17 protein-coding genes are annotated in these 18456 nt (G+C 73.1%); 8 read left to right on the plus strand and 9 right to left on the minus strand.

Features of this window, described 5'->3' with window-relative positions:
- The first annotated feature begins 2 nt into the window (after positions 1 to 2).
- Genes D7193_RS05930 through D7193_RS05940 form a run of 3 tightly spaced genes read left to right on the plus strand, consistent with a single transcriptional unit; the run spans position 3 to position 3189 of the window.
- Positions 3 to 1289, plus strand: coding sequence for a nicotinate phosphoribosyltransferase (locus D7193_RS05930; RefSeq protein WP_120778305.1), 1287 nt, complete (start codon positions 3 to 5; stop codon positions 1287 to 1289).
- A gap of 37 nt (positions 1290 to 1326) precedes the next feature.
- The gene (locus D7193_RS05935) at positions 1327 to 1908 is read left to right on the plus strand and encodes an isochorismatase family protein (protein WP_120778306.1); all 582 of its coding nucleotides are present in this window, start codon (positions 1327 to 1329) and stop codon (positions 1906 to 1908) included.
- A 39-nt stretch (positions 1909 to 1947) separates the two neighbouring features.
- The gene (locus tag D7193_RS05940) at positions 1948 to 3189 is read left to right on the plus strand and encodes an MFS transporter (RefSeq protein WP_120778307.1); all 1242 of its coding nucleotides are present in this window, start codon (positions 1948 to 1950) and stop codon (positions 3187 to 3189) included.
- 360 nt (positions 3190 to 3549) lie between these two features.
- Here the strand turns inward: D7193_RS05940 and ctaD are convergent, their stop codons facing one another.
- Both ctaD and D7193_RS05950 read right to left on the minus strand, forming a co-directional pair.
- On the minus strand, positions 3550 to 5307 hold the full coding sequence (ctaD, locus tag D7193_RS05945) for an aa3-type cytochrome oxidase subunit I (RefSeq protein WP_120778308.1): 1758 nt from the start codon (positions 5305 to 5307) through the stop codon (positions 3550 to 3552).
- A 119-nt stretch (positions 5308 to 5426) separates the two neighbouring features.
- A complete protein-coding gene (locus tag D7193_RS05950) occupies positions 5427 to 6533 on the minus strand; it encodes an FAD-dependent monooxygenase (protein ID WP_120778309.1) in 1107 nt (368 codons plus the stop codon).
- Positions 6534 to 6956: 423 nt separating this feature from the next.
- Here D7193_RS05950 and D7193_RS05955 point away from each other — a divergent pair, with 423 nt between their 5' ends.
- Entirely contained in the window at positions 6957 to 8081 is a 1125-nt protein-coding gene (locus D7193_RS05955; protein ID WP_120778310.1) for a glycoside hydrolase family 12 protein, read from the plus strand.
- A 46-nt stretch (positions 8082 to 8127) separates the two neighbouring features.
- Here D7193_RS05955 and D7193_RS05960 read toward each other — a convergent pair whose 3' ends face one another.
- The 3 genes from D7193_RS05960 to D7193_RS05965 form a co-directional block, all read right to left on the minus strand.
- A complete protein-coding gene (locus D7193_RS05960) occupies positions 8128 to 9090 on the minus strand; it encodes a golvesin C-terminal-like domain-containing protein (RefSeq protein WP_120778311.1) in 963 nt (320 codons plus the stop codon).
- Positions 9090 to 9263, minus strand: a complete 174-nt coding sequence (locus tag D7193_RS33640) for a hypothetical protein (protein ID WP_174242555.1) — start codon at positions 9261 to 9263, stop codon at positions 9090 to 9092. Before D7193_RS33640 ends, D7193_RS05960 begins: the two co-directional genes overlap by 1 nt.
- A gap of 139 nt (positions 9264 to 9402) precedes the next feature.
- Positions 9403 to 10191, minus strand: a complete 789-nt coding sequence (locus tag D7193_RS05965) for an aldo/keto reductase (RefSeq protein ID WP_120778312.1) — start codon at positions 10189 to 10191, stop codon at positions 9403 to 9405.
- Between the two features lie 94 nt (positions 10192 to 10285).
- Here D7193_RS05965 and D7193_RS05970 point away from each other — a divergent pair, with 94 nt between their 5' ends.
- Together D7193_RS05970 and D7193_RS05975 are read left to right on the plus strand one after the other, a co-directional pair.
- Positions 10286 to 11347: a DNA polymerase ligase N-terminal domain-containing protein gene (locus D7193_RS05970; protein WP_120778313.1), complete on the plus strand. Its 1062-nt coding sequence runs from the start codon at positions 10286 to 10288 to the stop codon at positions 11345 to 11347.
- A 14-nt stretch (positions 11348 to 11361) separates the two neighbouring features.
- The gene (locus tag D7193_RS05975; protein WP_120778314.1) at positions 11362 to 12552 is read left to right on the plus strand and encodes a threonine synthase; all 1191 of its coding nucleotides are present in this window, start codon (positions 11362 to 11364) and stop codon (positions 12550 to 12552) included.
- 89 nt (positions 12553 to 12641) lie between these two features.
- Here D7193_RS05975 and D7193_RS05980 read toward each other — a convergent pair whose 3' ends face one another.
- The 4 genes from D7193_RS05980 to D7193_RS05995 form a co-directional block, all read right to left on the minus strand.
- Complete coding sequence (locus tag D7193_RS05980) at positions 12642 to 14438, minus strand: glycoside hydrolase family 15 protein (RefSeq protein ID WP_120779285.1); 1797 nt, start codon at positions 14436 to 14438, stop codon at positions 12642 to 12644.
- A gap of 52 nt (positions 14439 to 14490) precedes the next feature.
- Positions 14491 to 14880 carry a cupin domain-containing protein gene (locus D7193_RS05985; RefSeq protein ID WP_120778315.1) on the minus strand — a complete coding sequence of 130 codons (390 nt, stop codon included), beginning with the start codon at positions 14878 to 14880 and terminating at the stop codon, positions 14491 to 14493.
- Between the two features lie 344 nt (positions 14881 to 15224).
- On the minus strand, positions 15225 to 15632 hold the full coding sequence (locus D7193_RS05990; protein ID WP_120778316.1) for a hypothetical protein: 408 nt from the start codon (positions 15630 to 15632) through the stop codon (positions 15225 to 15227).
- Between the two features lie 200 nt (positions 15633 to 15832).
- Positions 15833 to 16339, minus strand: a complete 507-nt coding sequence (locus tag D7193_RS05995; protein ID WP_120778317.1) for a septum formation initiator — start codon at positions 16337 to 16339, stop codon at positions 15833 to 15835.
- Positions 16340 to 16442: 103 nt separating this feature from the next.
- Here D7193_RS05995 and D7193_RS06000 point away from each other — a divergent pair, with 103 nt between their 5' ends.
- Together D7193_RS06000 and D7193_RS06005 are read left to right on the plus strand one after the other, a co-directional pair.
- A complete protein-coding gene (locus tag D7193_RS06000; protein ID WP_120778318.1) occupies positions 16443 to 17138 on the plus strand; it encodes a response regulator transcription factor in 696 nt (231 codons plus the stop codon).
- Positions 17135 to 18445 carry a sensor histidine kinase gene (locus D7193_RS06005; RefSeq protein ID WP_120778319.1) on the plus strand — a complete coding sequence of 437 codons (1311 nt, stop codon included), beginning with the start codon at positions 17135 to 17137 and terminating at the stop codon, positions 18443 to 18445. Before D7193_RS06000 ends, D7193_RS06005 begins: the two co-directional genes overlap by 4 nt.
- Positions 18446 to 18456 lie beyond the last annotated feature (11 nt).

The raw sequence follows: 18456 nt of genomic DNA on the forward strand, positions 1-18456 counted from the left end.
CGGTGAGCACCCTTCGCCCCGCACTGCTGACCGACCACTACGAGCTGACCATGGTCAGCGCGGCGCTGCGCGACGGCACCGCCGACCGCCGCTGCGTCTTCGAGGTGTTCAGCCGCCGGCTGCCCGCCGGGCGACGCTACGGGGTGGTCGCCGGCACCGGGCGACTGATCGAGCTCATCCGGGAGTTCCGGTTCGACGACGCTGACGTGGACCACCTGCTCCGCTCCGGCGTGGTCGACGAGCCGGCCGCCGCCTGGCTGCGGGACTACCGCTTCACCGGTGACATCGACGGGTACGCCGAGGGTGAGCTCTTCTTCCCCAACTCCCCGGTCCTGACCGTGTCGGGCGGCTTCGCCGAGTGCGTGGTGCTGGAGACGCTCGTCCTGTCCGTCCTCAACCACGACAGCGCGGTCGCGGCGGCCGCCGCGCGGATGGTGACCGCGGCCCGCGGCCGTACGCTGATCGAGATGGGGGCCCGGCGGGCCCACGAGGGTGCCGCCGTCGCGGCCGCCCGGGCGGCCTACCTGGCCGGCTTCGGCTTCACCTCCAACCTGGAGGCCGGACGGCGCTACGGCATCCCGACGGCCGGCACCGCGGCGCACGCCTTCACCCTGCTGCACGACGACGAGCGCGCCGCGTTCGCCTCCCAGGTCGCCACGCTGGGCAAGGACACCACGCTGCTGGTCGACACGTACGACATCAGCCAGGGCATCCGCAACGCGATCGCGGTGGCCGGCACCGGCCTACGGGCGGTCCGGATCGACTCCGGCGACCTGGCCGTCATCGCCCAGCAGTCCCGCGAACTCCTCGACTCGCTCGGCGCCACCGAGACGAAGATCATCGTCTCGGGCGACCTCGACGAGTACGCCATCGCCGCGCTCGCCGCCGAGCCGGTGGACATGTACGGCGCGGGCACCGCCGTGGTCACCGGTTCCGGCGCGCCCACGGTCGGGCTGGTCTACAAGCTCGTCGAGGTCGACGGTCGCCCGGTGGTGAAGCGCTCGGAGCAGAAGGCCACCATCGGCGGCCGGAAGGTCGCGGTGCGGCGGCACAAGCCGACCGGTACGGCGACCGAAGAGGTGATCGTCCCGCAGGGTGTGCCGGACCGGCAGCCCCACGACCGGCTGCTCCAGCGGTCGTTCGTGGCCGGCGGCGAACCGGTCGACCTGCCGTCCCTGCCGGAGTCGCGGGAGCACCTGCGGGAGTGCCTGATCTCCATCCCCTGGGAGGGGCTGAAGCTCTCCGCGGGCGACCCGGCCATTCCGGTCACCGTGGTACCCGCGGCATGACCACGATCCGGTCACAGACGTCAGGAAGGGAGCACCGGTGAGCACAGCGCTGATCATCGTGGACGTGCAGAACGACTTCTGCGAGGGCGGCTCGCTGGCCGTCGCCGGCGGGGCGGACGTGGCGACCGGCATCAGCCGGCTGCTCGCCGCCGAGCCGGACCGCTGGGACCACGTGGTCGCCACGAAGGACTACCACGTCGATCCGGGCCCGCACTTCGGCAACCCGCCGGACTTCGTCGACTCCTGGCCCCGGCACTGCGTGGTCGGCACGACCGGATCGGAGTTCCACCCCCATCTCGAGACCGGGCGGGTCGAGGAGATCTTCCACAAGGGCGAGCACGCGGCCGCGTACTCCGGTTTCGAGGGCCACGCCGCGGACGGCGAGTGCCTGGCCGACTGGCTGCGCGGTCGCGGGGTGGACCGGGTCGAGGTGGTCGGCATCGCCACGGACCACTGCGTACGGGCCACGGCGCTGGACGCCGCGCGGGAGGGCTTCGCCACCACCGTGCTGCTCGACCTCACCGCGGCCGTCTCCCCGGACACCACGGACGTGGCGCTGCGGGCGCTGGAGGGCGCGGGCGTCGAGCTGCACGGGCAACCTGTGATCAGGACCGCATGAGCAGCTAATCGGTTGGCTACCGCCGCACCTCCGGCGAGGATGGCGCCGGAGGTACGGACCATCGTGAATCTCAAGCCTTACCGGGAGACGCTTGCGCTGCCCGGACTGCGGTCACTGCTGCTCGTGGCGGTGCTCGCCCGCATCCCGCTCACCGCGACCGGGATCACGATGACCCTCCACGTGCTCGACCTCGGCCGCGGGTACGCCGCCGCGGGCCTGGTGGGCGCGGCGATCACGGTGGGCGCGGCGATCGGCGGCCCGGTGCTCGGCCGGCTCGTCGACCGTCGCGGGCTGCGGCCGGTGCTCGTGCTGACCGGGCTCGTCGAGGCCGTGTACTGGTCCACCGCCCCGTCGCTGCCGTACCCCCTGCTGCTGCCGGCCGCCTTCGTGGCCGGCTCGCTCGCCCTGCCGATCTTCTCGGTGGTCCGCCAGTCCGTCGCCGCGCTGGTCCCCGAGGACCGACGCCGCCCGGCGTACGCGCTGGACTCGATGTCCGTGGAGCTGTCGTTCATGGTCGGGCCGGCGCTGGCTGTGGCGTTGGCCACCGCCATCTCGGCGCGTACCACCCTCTACCTGGTCGGCGCCGGCATCGTCGCCGCCGGCGTCGCCTTCTGGCTGCTCAACCCGCCCACCGCCGACGCCCGCGAGGAGACCGGCACACCACGCCGCCGGGTGTCCCGGCGCGAGTGGATGACGCCGAGGCTGCTGGCCGTGCTGGCGGTGAGCCTCGCCGCGACCCTGGTGCTCGGCGGCACCGACGTGGCGGTCGTGGCCGTGCTGAAGGAGAGCGGCGAGGTCGGTTGGACCGGTGCGGTCCTCGCCATGTGGGCGGTCGCCTCGCTGGTCGGCGGCTTCGCGTACGGTGCGACGCGCCGTCCCGTCCCGCCGCTGGCGCTGATGACGGCGCTGAGCCTCTGCACGATCCCGGTGGGGCTCGGCGGGTCGCACTGGTGGCTGCTCTGCCTCGCGATGATCCCGGCCGGCGCGCTCTGCGCCCCCACCATCGCGGCCACCGCGGACGCCGTCAGCCGGCTCGCACCGGCCGAGGTACGCGGCGAGGCCATGGGCCTGCACGGCTCGGCGGTCACCGTCGGCATCGCGGTCGGCGCGCCGCTCGCGGGCGCCGTCATCGACGCGCACGCCCCCTGGTGGGGCTTCGCGGTCACCGGCGCGATCGGTGTCGTGGTGGCGCTCGCGGTGCTCCCGATCGAGCTGCGCCGCCGCCGGGCGGCTCTCCCGGTGGCCGCCGAGCCCGAGCCGGAACCCGCCGTCACCCGCTGACTCCCACCCCGACCGGCCCGCGCCGCGGGCAGCCCGTGCGCGGGCAGCCCGTGCGCGGGCAAGGTCGACTCGGGTTCCTGGAAGGCGCGGTGTCCCGGCCGTCTGGACGCCGCGACTCCAAGGAACCCGTATGGATCAGGGCGTTGAGCCGAACGAGATCGACACCACATCGCCGATCTCGCGGCTTCCGGCGCACCAGAACCCCGCCACATCGGCGAAACGGAGTCGATCAAGCCGGCCGGGACCGACCGGCCCGGCACCGGCGGACGTCCCCCGGGCCGTCGTCCGGAAACGGCGGCGGGCGCCGCTCCCGGGTGGTCCCGGGGGCGGCGCCCGTCGTGGTGCCGTGGAGCCGAGCGGTCAGGCCCGGTCGATGTTGCTGGCGGTGTCCTCGGTGTAGCGGGCGCCGCCGTCCGACTCGCTGGTGAGCGGCTTGGCACCGCCCTCGGGCGGGCCGGCCAGGGTCTGCCCGGCGGCCAGCTCCGGGAACTTCATGTCGAACGCCGGCCGCTCGGAGCGGATCCGGGGCATCCGGTCGAAGTTGCGCAGCGGCGGCGGGCAGCTGGTCGCCCACTCCAGCGAGTTGCCGTGGCCCCAGGGGTCGTTGACCTCGACCACCGGGCCGGTCTTGTACGACTTCCAGCAGTTGTAGATGAACGGCAGCGTCGAGATACCGGTGATGAACGCGCCGATGGTGGAGACCATGTTCAGCGTGGTGAAGCCGTCGTCGGGCAGGTAGTCGGCGTACCGCCGGGGCATGCCCTCGTTGCCGAGCCAGTGCTGCACCAGGAACGTGGTGTGGAAGCCGATCATGGTCAGCCAGAAGTGCACCTTGCCGAGCCGCTCGTCGAGCATCCGGCCGAACATCTTCGGGAACCAGAAGTAGATGCCGGCGAACACGGCGAACACGATGGTGCCGAAGAGCACGTAGTGGAAGTGCGCCACCACGAAGTACGAGTCGGAGACGTGGAAGTCCAGCGGCGGGCTGGCGAGCAGCACACCGGTGAGCCCGCCGAAGAGGAAGGTCACCAGGAAGCCGATCGCCCAGAGCATCGGCGTCTCGAAGCTGACCTGGCCGCGCCACATGGTGCCGATCCAGTTGAAGAACTTCATGCCGGTGGGGACCGCGATCAGGAAGCTCAGGAAGCTGAAGAACGGCAGCAGCACCTGGCCGGTGGCGAACATGTGGTGCGCCCAGACGCTCATCGACAGCGCGGCGATGGCGAGGGTCGCGGCCACCAGGCCCTTGTAGCCGAAGATCGGCTTGCGGGAGAACACCGGGATGATCTCGCTGATGATGCCGAAGAACGGCAGCGCGACGATGTACACCTCGGGGTGCCCGAAGAACCAGAACAGGTGCTGCCAGAGCATTGGCCCACCGGTCGCCGGGTCGTACACGTGGGCGCCGAGGAGCCGGTCCGCGGCCAGCGCGAAGAGCGCGGCGGCCAGCAGCGGGAAGACCAGGATCACCAGGAGGCTGGTGACCAGGATGTTCCACGTGAAGATCGGCATCCGGAACATGGTCATGCCGGGCGCCCGCAGGGTCAGCACCGTGGTGATCATGTTGACCGCGCCGAGGATGGTGCCCAGACCGGAGATGGCCAGACCCATGATCCACATGTTGGCGCCGACGCCGGGCGAGTGCTCCACGCTGCTCAGCGGGGCGTACGCGAACCAGCCGAAGTCGGCGGCGCCACCCGGGGTGAGGAAGCCGGCGGTCGCCATCGTGCCGCCGAACAGGTACAGCCAGTAGGCGAAGCTGTTCAGCCGGGGGAACGAGACGTCCGGCGCCCCGATCTGGATCGGCACGATGTAGTTGGCGAAGGCGAACACGATCGGCGTCGCGAAGAACAGCAGCATGATCGTGCCGTGCATGGTGAAGAGCTGGTTGTACTGCTCCGGCGACAGGAACTGCAGCCCCGGCCGGGCCAGCTCGGCCCGCATGATCAGGGCCATCAGGCCGCCGATCATGAAGAACGCGAACGCGGTGACCATGTACATGATCCCGATCTGCTTCGCGTCCGTGGTCCGCAGCAGCCGCGCGATGGCCGACCCCTTGACCGGCTCTCGGACCGGCCAGGGCCGGGTCACGACCGGCTTGGGTGCGACGGTGGTCACGAGTGGCCTCCGGTTCTCGGTTGTCCCGCTCGGCACGCGCTGATATCTGCGAGCCGTCATCCGCAAGGAGGATAGTCCCCGGCAGGTGGGAGCGCCGCGTGGGGTGGTCGGGGAGCGATCTACAGCGGGCCGAGCAGCAGCCGGTAGTGCTCGCCGAAGATGCGGTTGCCGCGACCGCGCAACAGTGGGTCGCGCAGCGCCGGCGGAACGTCCCGGGTCCGGTTGCGGTCGCGCGTCCGGTCCCGCACCCATCGCGTACGCGGGCGGCGGCGGCTCTCGTACGCGACCAGGGCCGCGTCGACGTCGCCGGCCGCCTTCAACGACTCCGCGAGCACCACCGCGTCCTCGAGTGCCATGGCGGCGCCCTGGGAGAGCGTCGGGGCGGTGGCGTGCGCGGCGTCGCCGACGAGCAGCACCCGCCCCCGGGACCAGCGCCCCAGCTCGACCTCGTCGGTGATCCCGACGTGCACCCACTCCACCGCGTCGAGCAGCTCCGGCACCGGGCCGCCGTAGGACCCGAACACCTCGCGCAGGCGGGCCACCGGGTCGGCGGGCCGTTCGGTGCCCGCCTCGTCGGCGTAGCAGTGCAGGCGCCCGGCGCCGATCGGCACGACCAGGAACCCGGACCGCTGGCCGAGCAGGGCCGTCCACTCGGTGACCGGCGGGCCGTCGCGCAGCACGGTGCGGTAGACCACCTGGCCGGCGGGTCGGGGCGGGCCGCCGAGCGCGGCGAGCGTCCGCACCGAGGAGCGTGGGCCGTCGGCACCGATCACGAGGTCGTACTCGGCGGCCGTGCCGTCGACGAAGGTCACACCGACGCTGGACGGCAAAAGGTCGAGCGTGCGCACCTCGGCACCGTGGCGCACCGCGCCGCCCGCGCCGGTGAGCAGCACCCGGTGCAGTTCGGCCCGGGGCAGGGCGCGGCACTCGCCGACACCGGTCCAGAGCACGTCGAGGTCGACCTCGCAGAGTTCCGCTCCGGCGGCGTCCAGGAACCGCTGCCGGTGCACCACGTGCCCGAGGGGCCGGACGGGGCCGTCGAGGTCGAGCCGGCGCAGGGCCCGGGCCGCGTTGCCGGGCAGGTAGAGGCCGGTTTCGTGGGATTCTCCCGGCGGCAGCTTCTCGGTGACGTCCGGCCGGAAGCCCGCCATCCGCAGCGCCCGGGCCACGGCCAGACCGGCGATGCCCGCGCCGACGACGAGGATGCGCAGGGGGGAGCCACCCATGGTGCGGTACGCCTCCGGAGGGGATCGGCACGCGTCGAATACAGGACACTACTCGGAGCAATCGACGCACACCAGGGCCGATCAGCCCCTCGGGAACGCTCCCGGGGGCGACCGCGCGCGCTCACGCGGCGGTACGACGCCGTCACGCGGACGGACGGCTCCGCCGCCTCGGCGGTCCGCGCCCGCCACCCAGGTGGCTCGTGGCTGCCGCCCGGGGGCCGGCGCGCGCCGGCGGGTCGAGTGAGCGGTGGCCGTTGGTCGCGTCCCACGCGGCGCCATGCGGACATCCTCATTTTCCGGTCTTTTGCCACGAGCGGTTGCGCCATCGTTCGACTGATGTAAATGTGTGGCATGAGCGTGGGAGCGCTCCCGCAGCCTCCGGTCCCTTCCGGCGCCCGGGCAGCGCCACAACCAAGGAGCAGCATGAGACGTCCACTACGGGCCCTGATGGCCGCCGGTCTGCTGATCGGCGGTTCCCTCGTCGCCGTGGCCCTCGGCGGGAACGCGTCCGCCGACACCCAGATCTGTGAGCAGTACGGCTCGACCGTCATCGGCGGCCGCTACGTCGTGCAGAACAACCGCTGGGGCACGAGCGCCCAGCAGTGCATCAACGTCACCGACAGCGGCTTCGAGATCACCACCCAGAACGGCAGCAACCCGACCAACGGCGCGCCGACCGCGTACCCGTCGGTCTACCTCGGCTGCCACTACACGAACTGCTCCCCCGGCACCAACCTGCCCGTGCAGGTGAGCCGGATCAGCAGCGCCACGAGCAGCATCACCTACCGGTACGTCAGCGGCGCGACCTACAACGCCTCGTACGACATCTGGCTGGACCCGAGCCCACGCACCGACGGGGTGAACCAGATGGAGATCATGATCTGGCTCAACCGCCAGGGCCCGATCCAACCGATCGGCTCCCCTGTCGGCACCACCACCCTGGCCGGCCGCACGTGGGAGGTCTGGCGCGGCAGCAACGGCTCGAACAACGTCATCTCGTACGTGGCGCCGTCGCCGATCACCAGCCTGAGCTTCAGCGTGCTCGACTTCATCGCCGACGTGCGCAACCGCGGCGCGATCACCAACTCCTGGTACCTGACCAGCATCCAGGCCGGGTTCGAGCCCTGGCAGGGCGGCGTCGGCCTGGCGGTGACCTCCTTCTCCGCCGCGGTCGACACCGGTGGCACCCCGCCGACCACGCCGCCGCCGACGACCCCGCCGCCGGGCGGCGCCGCGTGCGCGGTGGCGTACACGCCGAACTCGTGGAACACCGGGTTCACGGCCGACGTGCGGATCACCAACACCGGCTCGGCGCCGGTCGACGGCTGGACCCTGACGTACGACCTGCCCGCCGGGCAGCGCGTCACCAACGCCTGGAACGCCACGGTGACCCAGAGCGGGTCGACCGTGACGGCCCGGAACCTGAGCTGGAACGGCACGCTCGCGCCGGGCGGCACGGCCAGCTTCGGCTACCAGGGCACGGTGAGCGGGGCGTACAGCTCTCCGACCAGCTTCACCCTGAACGGCGCGCCCTGTTCCCGATCCTGATCCGGACACCGGGTGCGGCGGGGGTTCCCGCCGCACCCCGGCTCGCTCAGACCCGCGTGAGGCGGACGGCGTCGGCGATGACCAGACCGCTCGCCGAACTCCAGCGGCTCACGGCCACCCGGTTGGCGTCGCCGGCCGGCAGCGCGAACGTGCCGAGCGTCCGCCACTGGCCACCGGTGACGCGCTGGTCCACGTACACGGTGCGGTTGCCCGTGGTCGTCGCGACGATGTACGGGGTGGCGCTGTTGTAGCCGGAGTTGGCCGGCCACCACGCGTCGACGCGGTAGTTGCCGGCCGCCGGGACGTTGAACCGGTACCAGGCCGGGTCGCTCACGGCGACCGGGTCGGCGTAGCGGTAGTCGGCGCCGTAGCGCTGCCCGGAGTACGTGGAGACACCCCAGGCCGCGCTGGCGGTGAACCGCCCGGCCGTGGTGTTGTCCACGATGGACGACCACGCCGTGCCGCCGCCCATCTTCGCGGCCACGTCGGCGCGCATGACGTCCAGGTCGATGAACGACGGGTCGATCTTGCCGGTGGTGCTCGTCTCCCGGTGCCCGCGGGCGTAGCTGGCGTCCCGGCCCAGGCGGGTGAGCACGGCGGCGGTCGCCGCGACCGAGGCGTTGTACTGCGCCGCCGTCATCTCCTGGTCGACGCCGTTGTAGTCGATCTCCCACCCGATCATCAGGGTGTTGCCGTCGCCGGCCGGGATGGGTCCGCTGCCGCCGCTGACGCCGGCGTGGTTGCACCGGCCGGCGGAGATCACGTGGAAGACGCCGTGGTAGTCGACGAGTGCCTGGCAGAGCGGCCCGGCCAGGTCGGGCCGGCCGTTGATGCAGATGTTCAACGCCGGGTGCGGGTTGGTGGCGCTCGACGTGGACGCGGTGTGGTGCCAGAGCACGCCGATCGGGTTGAAGTCGCCCGGACGCATCCGGTTGAGCCAGTCACCCTCGACGACGACCTGGACGCCGGCGGCCCGCAGCACGTCCACGAGCCAGGGAATCGTGGCCATCAGGCACCGCCGAGCAGGTCGGCCAGGCACTCGGGTTCGCGTGCGGCGGGAGCGGCCGGAGCCGCGGCGGCCGGGGCGGGCCGGACGGCCGCCGCGGTGAGCGCGGCGGCCACCAGGGCCGGGACGCCGAGCAGGCCCCGGCGGCGCAGACGGACGGATCGGGACGTGGCCATGGCGCTCCTTCAGCAGAGGCGGAGGGGTCACGACGTATCGACGTACGTGATGGCGGCACGCTACATCCTCACGTACGTCGATGTCGATACCCTTCAGAACCCTCCTCTTCGCTGAAGATTCTTTGCAGAACCGCCCCGGTCAGCTCGACCCGAGCGCGTCGAGGTCGCGCATCTCCTCGGCGGTCAGAGAGAAGCGGAAGATGTCGGCGTTGGCCTGGATCCGCTCCGGCGTGACGCTCTTGGGAATGACCACGATCTCGTGGTCGACGTGCCAGCGGAGCACCACCTGGGCCGGCGACACGCCGTGCGCGGAGGCGATCCGGGCCAGCACGGGATGAGAGAGGTCGCTCGTGTCGAGCGGGCTGTACCCCTCCAGCACGACGCCGCGGTCCCGGTGCTCGGCGTGCCGCTGCCGGTCGTACAGGAAGGGGCTCCACCGGATCTGGTTGACCGCCGGGTTCTCCTCGGTGGCCTGGATCAGCTCGTCGATCTGGCTGGTGCTGTAGTTGCTGACGCCGACCGCCCGGGTCATGTTCTCGTCCCGCGCGGCCAGCATCTCGCGCCACATGGGGACGCTGTCCCCGGGCGACGACGGCGGCCAGTGGATCAGCCACAGGTCGACGTGGTCCGTGCCGAGCGCCTCCAGGCTCGCCTCCAGCGTCGCCCGCTCCCGTCCCACCCGCTCCGGCGGCAGCTTCGTGGTGATGAACACGTCCTCCCGTCGCAGGCCGCTCTCCTGCACGGCCCGACCGACCTCCTTCTCGTTGCCGTACATCGTGGCGGTGTCGATGTGCCGGTAGCCGGCGTCGAGCGCGGCCAGCACGGCGTCGTACCCGGCCTTCCCCGTGGCGCGCCAGGTGCCGAAACCGAGCAGGGGCATCCGCACCTCGCCGGGAAGCAGGGCGGTGGGCTGGTCGTCGAGGCTCATGACGACCGTTCTACCCGACGTCGCCCCCGGCATGCGGCCCAACGGCGCTCCCCGCCGGCCAGCGCGGCGGGCCCGGTTGCCGGAGAATGCGGGTGTGGCGGACCGGCTCGAGGAGTACCGACGCCGGCGCGACGCGGCCCGCACCCCGGAGCCGGTGCCGGACAAGACCCCGCGCCGCCGCCGGAGGGCCGCGGCCGGCGACGGGCGGTTCGTCATCCAGCAGCACCACGCGCGCAGCCTGCACTGGGACCTGCGGCTGGAGCGGGACGGGGTGCTCGCCTCCTGGGCCGTGCCACGCGGCCTGCCCCGCGACTCCGGCCGCAACCACCTGGCCGTGCACACCGAGGATCACCCGATGGAGTACCTCGACTTCCACGGTGAGATCCCGGCCGGCGAGTACGGCGGCGGCACCATGACCATCCACGATCGGGGCACCTACCGGTGCGAGAAGTGGCGTGACGACGAGGTCATCGTGGTGCTCGACGGCGAGCGGACGTCCGGGCGGTACGTGCTGTTCGCCACCGGCGGCAAGGAGGGCCGGGACTGGATGGTCCGGCGGATGGACCCGCCGCCGGAGGGCTGGACGAGCATGCCCGAGCTGGTCCGCCCGATGCACCCGACCGGCGCCGCCCGGCTGCCCCGCGACCAGGCCCAGTGGGGGTACGAGCTGCGCTGGGACGGCGTACGTGCGGTCGCGTACGTGTCGGGCGGGCGGCTACGGCTGCTCTCCGAGACCGACGAGGAGATCACCGGGGCGTACTCCTGGCTGCGTGACATGGCCGAGGCGCTGGCGCCCGCCGAGGCGGTGCTGGACGGCGTCCTGGTCCGCATCGACCCCGCCGGCCGGGTGCGCCCGGCACCCGCGAAGTCCGGCGGCCGGGTCCCGGCCGGGTCCCAGTACCTCCTGTTCGACCTGCTGTGGCTGGAGGGCGTGAGCTGCGTCGACCTGCCGTACGCGCAGCGTCGCGAACTGCTCGACGGTCTGGCGCTGACCGGCGCGCACTGGCAGACTCCGCCGTGGTTTCCCGGCACCGGCGCCGACGCCCTGCGCACCAGCCGCGAGCAGGGGCTGCCCGGGGTGGTGGCGAAGCGGCTGGACGCGGGCTACGAGCCGGGTCGGCGCAGCCGACACTGGTTGAGCATCGACGCGACCTGACGGCGAGGAGTCCCGTGTACCTGACCCACCTCGAGTGCCCGCGCTGCGGGAAGGACCACCCCGCCGACCGGCCGCAGAACCTCTGCGACTGCGGCTCGCCGCTACTGGCGCGGTACGACCTCGCCGCCGTGGCCCGGGCGGTCACGCCGGAACAGTTCCCGCTGCGCCCCGCCGACCTCTGGCGCTACCGGGAGGTGCTGCCGGTCGCCGACCCGCGGCGCGTGACCACCCTGGGCGAGGGGTGGACGCCGCTGCTGCGCACCCCGTCCTACGGAGCCGAGATCGGCATCCCCGACCTCCTCGTGAAGGACGAGGGGCTCATCCCGACCGGCTCGTTCAAGGCGCGCGGGGCGGCGGTGGGCATCAGCCGGGCACGGGAACTGGGCGTGGAGCGGATCGCCATGCCCACCAACGGCAACGCGGGCGCGGCCTGGGCCACGTACGCGGCCCGTGCCGGCATGGGAGCGACCATCGTGATGCCGCTCGACGCGCCGACGATCTGCCGCCGCGAGTGCGTGGCCGCCGGCGCGGACCTGCGGCTCGTCGATGGGCTCATCAGCGACGCCGGCAAGCGGGTGGCCGAGCTGGTCGCCGACTCCGACGGCGCGATCTTCGACGCCGGCACGCTGCGCGAGCCGTACCGGCTCGAGGGCAAGAAGACCATGGGGTACGAGATCGTCGAGCAGCTCGGCTGGCAGGTGCCCGACGTGATCATCTACCCGACGGGGGGCGGTGTCGGCCTGATCGGCATCCACAAGGCGCTCCAGGAGCTGCGGGAGCTGGGCTGGGTCGAGGACAAGCTGCCCCGGCTCGTGGCCGTGCAGTCCACCGGCTGCGCGCCGATCGTCCGGGCCTTCGCCGCCGGTGAGGACCGTGCCCAGCCCTGGGCGGACGCCCACACCGTGGCGTTCGGCATCACCGTTCCGGCCCCGCTCGGCGACGAGCTGATCCTGAACGCGCTGCGCGCGAGCGCCGGCACGGCCGTGGCGGTGGACGACGAGGAGATCCTGACCGACCTCCGCGACTTCGCCGGCCGGGAGGGGCTGCTGCTCTGCCCGGAGGGGGCCGCCTGCCTGACGGCCGCCCGCCAGCTGCGCGCCGGGGGCTGGATCCGCGCCGGTGAGCGGGTGGTGGTGCTCAACACCGGGGCTGGCCTCAAGTACCCGGAGACGGTGGACGTGTCCGCCGTACCGGTGCTGGCCTGACCGAGCGCGCTCACCCGGTCCGCCGGCAGGTCCGCGTCCGCCCCGGCCGCGTCGTCAGAACGCGGCCGGGTCGGTCAGCCGCTGCCTCGTCAGAACGCGGCCGGGTCGGTCAGCCGCCAGGCCGCGTTGATGAGGCCGATGTGCGACAGCGCCTGCGGGACGTTGCCGAGCTGCGCCCCGGTGACGAGGTCCACCTGCTCGCTGAACAGCCCGAGATCGTTCGCGTGCCCGGCGGCCCGCGCGAACAGCTCCTCGGCCCGCTCCTGCTCGCCGGCCATCGCCAGGCACTCCACGAGCCAGAACGAGCAGAGGAGGAAACCGGCCGGGTCGGTGTTCCACCGCCGGATCAGCCCCTCCTCGGTGCCCAGCTCGCGCTCGATGACGGCGACGGTGGAGCGCATCCGGGGATCGTTGGCCGGCAGGAAGTGCACGACCGGCAGGAACAGCGCCGAGGCGTCCAGATCGGCCGAGCCGAAGGAACCGGTGAACGCGCCCATGCGCTCGTTCCAGCCGTCGTGGAGCACGGTCGCCCGGATCTCGTCGCGTACCGCGGCCCAGCGCCGGGGGTCGGCCTTCTCGCCGAGCCGGTCGGCCAGCCTCACGGCGCGGTCCATCGCCACCCAGCAGAGCACCTTCGACGACATGTAGTGCCGCTCCTCGTCGCGGGTCTCCCACATCCCCCGGTCGGGAAGCTGCCACGTGCTCGCCACCTGCTCGGTCAGCCCGAGAACCATCTCCCGCAACTCCAGGTCGAACGTCTGCCCCAGGTAGTCGCGCAACCGCCAGACCCCGGAGATCACCTCGCCGGGCACGTCGAGCTGCCGCTGCCGCCAGGCGTCGTTGCCGACCCGCACCGGGCGGCTGCCCCCGTGACCGGCGAGGTGCGAGCTCTCGTGCTCGCTGAGGTCCCTCTCCCCCTCCACACCGAAGAGCACCGGCACCGGCTCGTCGCCGATGCGGCCGATCGACCGGGTGACCCAGTCGAACAGGCGGGACGCTTCGTACGGGCAGGCCGCCACCCACAACGCCCGCATGGTCATGGCGAAGTCGCGCAGCCACGAGTAGCGGTAGTCGTAGTTTCGCTCGCCGCCCATCCGCTCGGGCAGTGAGGTGGTCAGGGCCGCCGTGACCGCGCCGCTGCGGGCGTAGGTGAGGCCGGTGATCACGGTCGCGCTGGGCCGGACCAGCTCCGGGAAGCGGCCCGGGTACTTGTGGTGCTCCCGGTACGCCTCCCACGCGCGCACGGTCTCCTTCAGCGCCAGGACCGGGTCGAGCCGGGCCGGTGGCCGCCCGTACGCGGGCGCGTACGCGAGGTCGAGCCCGACGACCTGCCCGGCGGACACCTCGAACTCCTCGTACACGCCGCGCCAGCCGGCGTGCAGCGGCACGTCGCCGGCGCGCAGGACGAGCACCGTGGGCCCGCCGTCGGCGCGGATCCCCCCGTCCGGCTGCTCGTGCAGGTACGGGATGAGCAGGCCGTTCTCCGGGCGCGGCGCGAAGTCCAGCGCCATGCGGACCCGCCCGGACAGGCCCTGGACCACCCGGAGCAGCACCGCCGGGGACTCCATGCCGAGGTCGTGAGCGCGGGCGCCGAGCGCGGCGGCCAGCGCGTCGGTGACCGCCACGCTCCCGTCCGGCGTGTGGTGCACGGTGCGGATGACCAGGGTGTCGGGGTGGTACGCCCGCTCGATCCGGTGACCCGGTCCGCCGGCGCCGACGGGCGCCAGCCGGTAGTGGCCGGCCCGTGGGTCGAGCAGCCGACCGAAGACACCCGAGCCGTCGAACCGGTCGGGGCACCACCAGTCGACGGAGCCGTCCCGGCCCACGAGCGCGCCCGAGCGGCAGTCGGACAGGAACCCGTAGTCGGAGATAACCGGCTGCTCCACGCGCTGCGGGTACCCGGATGACACCGGATCCAACGGCACGGCCGGTCGACCGTCAGTTCGGCGGCTCGTCCCGGCCCGCGGCCTCCGCGGCGTCCGCCTCCTGCTTCGTACGGTGGACGGCCTGGTCGGCGTGCTCCGGCGGGCCGTAGACGGTGTAGAGCACCAGCGGGTTCGGCCCGGTGTTCACGAAGTTGTGCTTCGTGCCCGCCGGCACCACGACCAGGTCGCCCTGGACGACCTCCCGCTTCTCCCCGGCCACCCGTGCCTCGCCGGTGCCGCTCACGAAGGTGAGGATCTGATCGATGTCCTCGTGCACCTCCTCGCCGATCTCGCCGCCCGGCGGGATCGTCATGATCACCAGCTGGGTGTGCTTCCCGGTCCACAGCACCCGACGGAAGTCCGGACTCTTCTCGGCGACGGTCGCGATCGTGAAATGCTCCATGCCGCGTCCATACCCGTTACGGCGCTCGGCCACGCCGGGACTGGCAGATGGTGGAATTCCCCACTTGATCGAGGTTTGGATCCGTACGGGCCGGGGATCGACACGGCAGGGCCGGTGTCACGCCGGCCGAGCCAGGTCCCCGCTGGCGTACCGCCGAACGGGCTGCGGTGGTGGGAGACGGCCAGAGCGCGGCGACGTTCCGACGGGGTCGGGCGGCGCCGTGCGCTCGTGTGGAGCACGCACGCACCAACCCCCGCGATCTTGCACTTTGTGCCCTGGCATTTCGGGGTGAAAGCCGCGAATCAGGGGCCGAAAGTGCAAGATCGCCGGTGTAGAGAGTGGGGTCAGGCCACGACTGTCAGGTGGAACGGGCGGTCGGCGGCGGTGCCGTCGCTCGCGAAGGTCTCCACGAAGACGCCGTTGGGGATGCCCGTACGGCCCGCCACCGCGATCTCCCCGGCGGGCGCGACGCCTGCGCTGCCGGCGAGGCCGAGCGTGCCCACGTAGCCGGCGGCCGACACGTCCTGGTCGAAGGTCACCTGGTACATCCCCGTGGCGAGCCGGCTGGCCGCGGCGACGCCGAGCCCCCGGATCAGGGTGCCGTTGGCGTTGACCACGGCGAAGAGGACCCGCGCGCTGGCCGGCAGGCCGACGGTGGCGTCGGTCGTCACCTCGTCGTCGGCGCGGACGGCATCACCCTCCTCCGGTGCGGGCTGGGCCCCGGCCAGCCGCCGGGATCTCGAGCTGGGCATGGTGCGGTCCTCCCTGCTGGCCGGCCCGGCCGGGCAGCGCCACGGGGCGGTTGCGAACAAGGGAGCGATCGGCGCGATCGCGCCCTTTGGTGTCGAAACTAGGTCGGAATTCCGGGTGGCAACCAGTCACCGAGCTGTCCGATCATGGACAGATATCGATCACGCGGGGATGCCGGCACCGTGTCTGACCTGCGGCGGAGTCAGTCGTCCTCCACGGCCACCGGCTCCTGGCCGAGGCAGCGCACCTTCAGCTCGTACCGCCCGGCCGCCCCCTCGAAGCGCACCTCGACGTCGTCGTCCGGCCCGCGGTCGACGTCGTGCACCCGGAAGCCCTGCGCCGGTGCCCAGGACACCAGCCGCACCCCCTCCCGGGTGCACTCGGCGACCGCCGTGCCGCCACCGGTGGCGAAGCTGCGCCGCGTGCCCGCGTCCGCGGTGGCGGACGCCGTGGCCGGCGGCGAGGCCGTGGCCGGCGGGACGCTCCCCGGCGCGGACGACGGCGGCCCGGACGACGGGGGCGCGGACGGCGGCGGCCCGGACGGCGGCGGTTCGGACGCGAGCGCCCGGGCGATCTCCTCCTGGCTGCGTACGCCGCCCGGCGTGCCGCTGATGCTGTCGCCCACCAGCCGGATCGCGCCGACCCCGATCAGGGTGGCGAGGGCGCCGGTGGCCAACCACCCGGCGGCGACGAGGACCCAACGGCGCATCCTGCGAGTGTGCCCCACCGGAGGTTGGCGCCGGCACAGCGCGACGCTAAGGGAGGGTTAACGCCCTGCCCCGCGGCGGGCGGCAGCGGCTAGCCTGCGAGGCGTGGCCCGCCTGCTGCTCATCGAGGACGACCTCGCCATCCGGACCCCGCTGATCCGGGCGCTGCGGGAACGCGGGCACGCGGTGGCCGCCGCCTCGACCGCCATGGCCGGGCTGCGTGACGCGCTCGACGACCGGCCCGACCTCGTCGTCCTCGACCTCGGGCTGCCCGATCTGGACGGACGCGAGCTGCTGCGCATGCTCCGCGCCGTCAGCGCGGTGCCGGTCATCGTGGCGACGGCCCGCGACGACGAGGCCGAAATCGTCCGGGTGCTCGACGCGGGCGCCGACGACTATGTGGTCAAGCCGTTCACCGCGGCCCAACTCGACGCGCGCGCCCGGGCGGTGCTGCGCCGGGCGCCCGGCGCCGCCGGCACGTCGGAGCCGACGCTCGTCGTGGGCGGGCTGCGCGTCGACCCCCGGGCCCGGCAGGTGACCCTGGACGGTACGCCGGTGGAGCTGACGCCGCGCGAGTTCGACCTGCTGCACCACCTCGCCACCCGGCCCGGGCAGGTGGTCACCAAACGCGAGCTGCTCACCGAGGTCTGGCAGATCCCCTACGGCGGCGCCGACAAGACGGTCGACGTGCACCTGTCGTGGCTGCGCCGAAAGTTGGGCGAGAGCGCGCAGGAGCCGCGCTACCTGCACACGGTGCGCGGGGTCGGGGTCCGTCTGGAAGCCCCGCGGGCGGCCGGATGAGGACGCGCCTGACGCTGCTTGTGGCCGCGGTCAGCGCGCTCATCCTGGTCGCGTTCCTGGTACCGCTCGCGCTGCTCGTCCGCACCGTCGCCGAGGACCGCGCCACCGTCCGGGCCACCGCCGACGCGCAGAGCCTCGTCCCCGTGGTGGGCACCGCCGACGCCGCCACCATCCGGCTCACCGTCGAGCAGCTCAGCGCCGAGTCGAGACGTCCGGTGAGCGTCTACCTGCCCGACGGGACGGTGCTCGGCGCGCCCGTCCCCCGTACGCCGGCGGTGGCTCTGGCCGCGCGCGGCCAGAGCCTGACCGGGGAGTCCGAGGCGGGCCGGGAGGTCGTCATCGCCGTGCAGGGCCGGGCGGACGGCACCGGTGTGATCCGGGTCGGTGTGCCACGGGACGAGCTGACCGCGGGCGTCGGCCGTGCCTGGCTGGTGCTCGCCCTGCTCGGGCTCCTCCTGGTGCTGATCGGGCTGCTGGTGGCGGACCGGCTGGCCCGGACCCTCGTGCGGCCCATCGGGGAACTCTCGGCCGTGTCGCACCGGCTGGCCAACGCGGAGCTGGACGCCCGGGTCACCCCGTCCGGGCCGGCGGAGCTGCGCGAGGTGGCCGGCGCGCTGAACCACCTGGCGGGCCGGATCCAGGTGCTGCTGGTCCAGGAACGGGAACAGGTCGCCGACCTGTCCCACCGGCTGCGGACCCCGCTCACGGCGCTGCGGCTGGAGGCGGAGTCGCTGCGGGACCCGGACGACGCGGCCCGGGTCACCGCGGCCGTGGACGGCCTCGAACGGGCCGTGACCGGCCTGATCCGGCACGCCCGCTGGCGGCAGACCCCGGCGGCGGGCCCCACCGGCTCGGACGCCGCCGAGATCGTCGGCGAGCGGGTCGCCTTCTGGTCGGTGCTCGCCGAGGACACGGGCCGGCCCGTGACCCTCGACCTCGCGGACGGCCCACTCCCGGTCGGCGTACCGGCCGACGAGCTGGCGGCCGTGGTGGACGCGCTGCTCGGGAACGTCTTCGCGCACACGCCGGACGGCACACCGTTCACCGTCCGGCTGGCCCGCGAGGACTCCCACGTGGTGCTGAGCGTGGCCGACCGGGGACCGGGCCTGCCCGCCGAGGCCGGCCGGCGGGGCGCGAGCGCGGCCGGCTCGACCGGCCTCGGGCTGGACATCGCCCGGCGGGCGGCCCAGGCCACGGGCGGGCGGCTGGAGCTGGGCACCGCGGCGGGCGGCGGCGCGGAGGTGCTGCTCCGGCTCGGCCCACCTCGTACGGAATCCGGGCCCGCCAGCGGCTTAACCCGGCCTTAGCTGTCGGACAG

Source organism: Micromonospora costi (assembly GCF_003626655.1).
GTDB classification, from domain to species: Bacteria; Actinomycetota; Actinomycetes; order Mycobacteriales; family Micromonosporaceae; genus Micromonospora; species Micromonospora costi.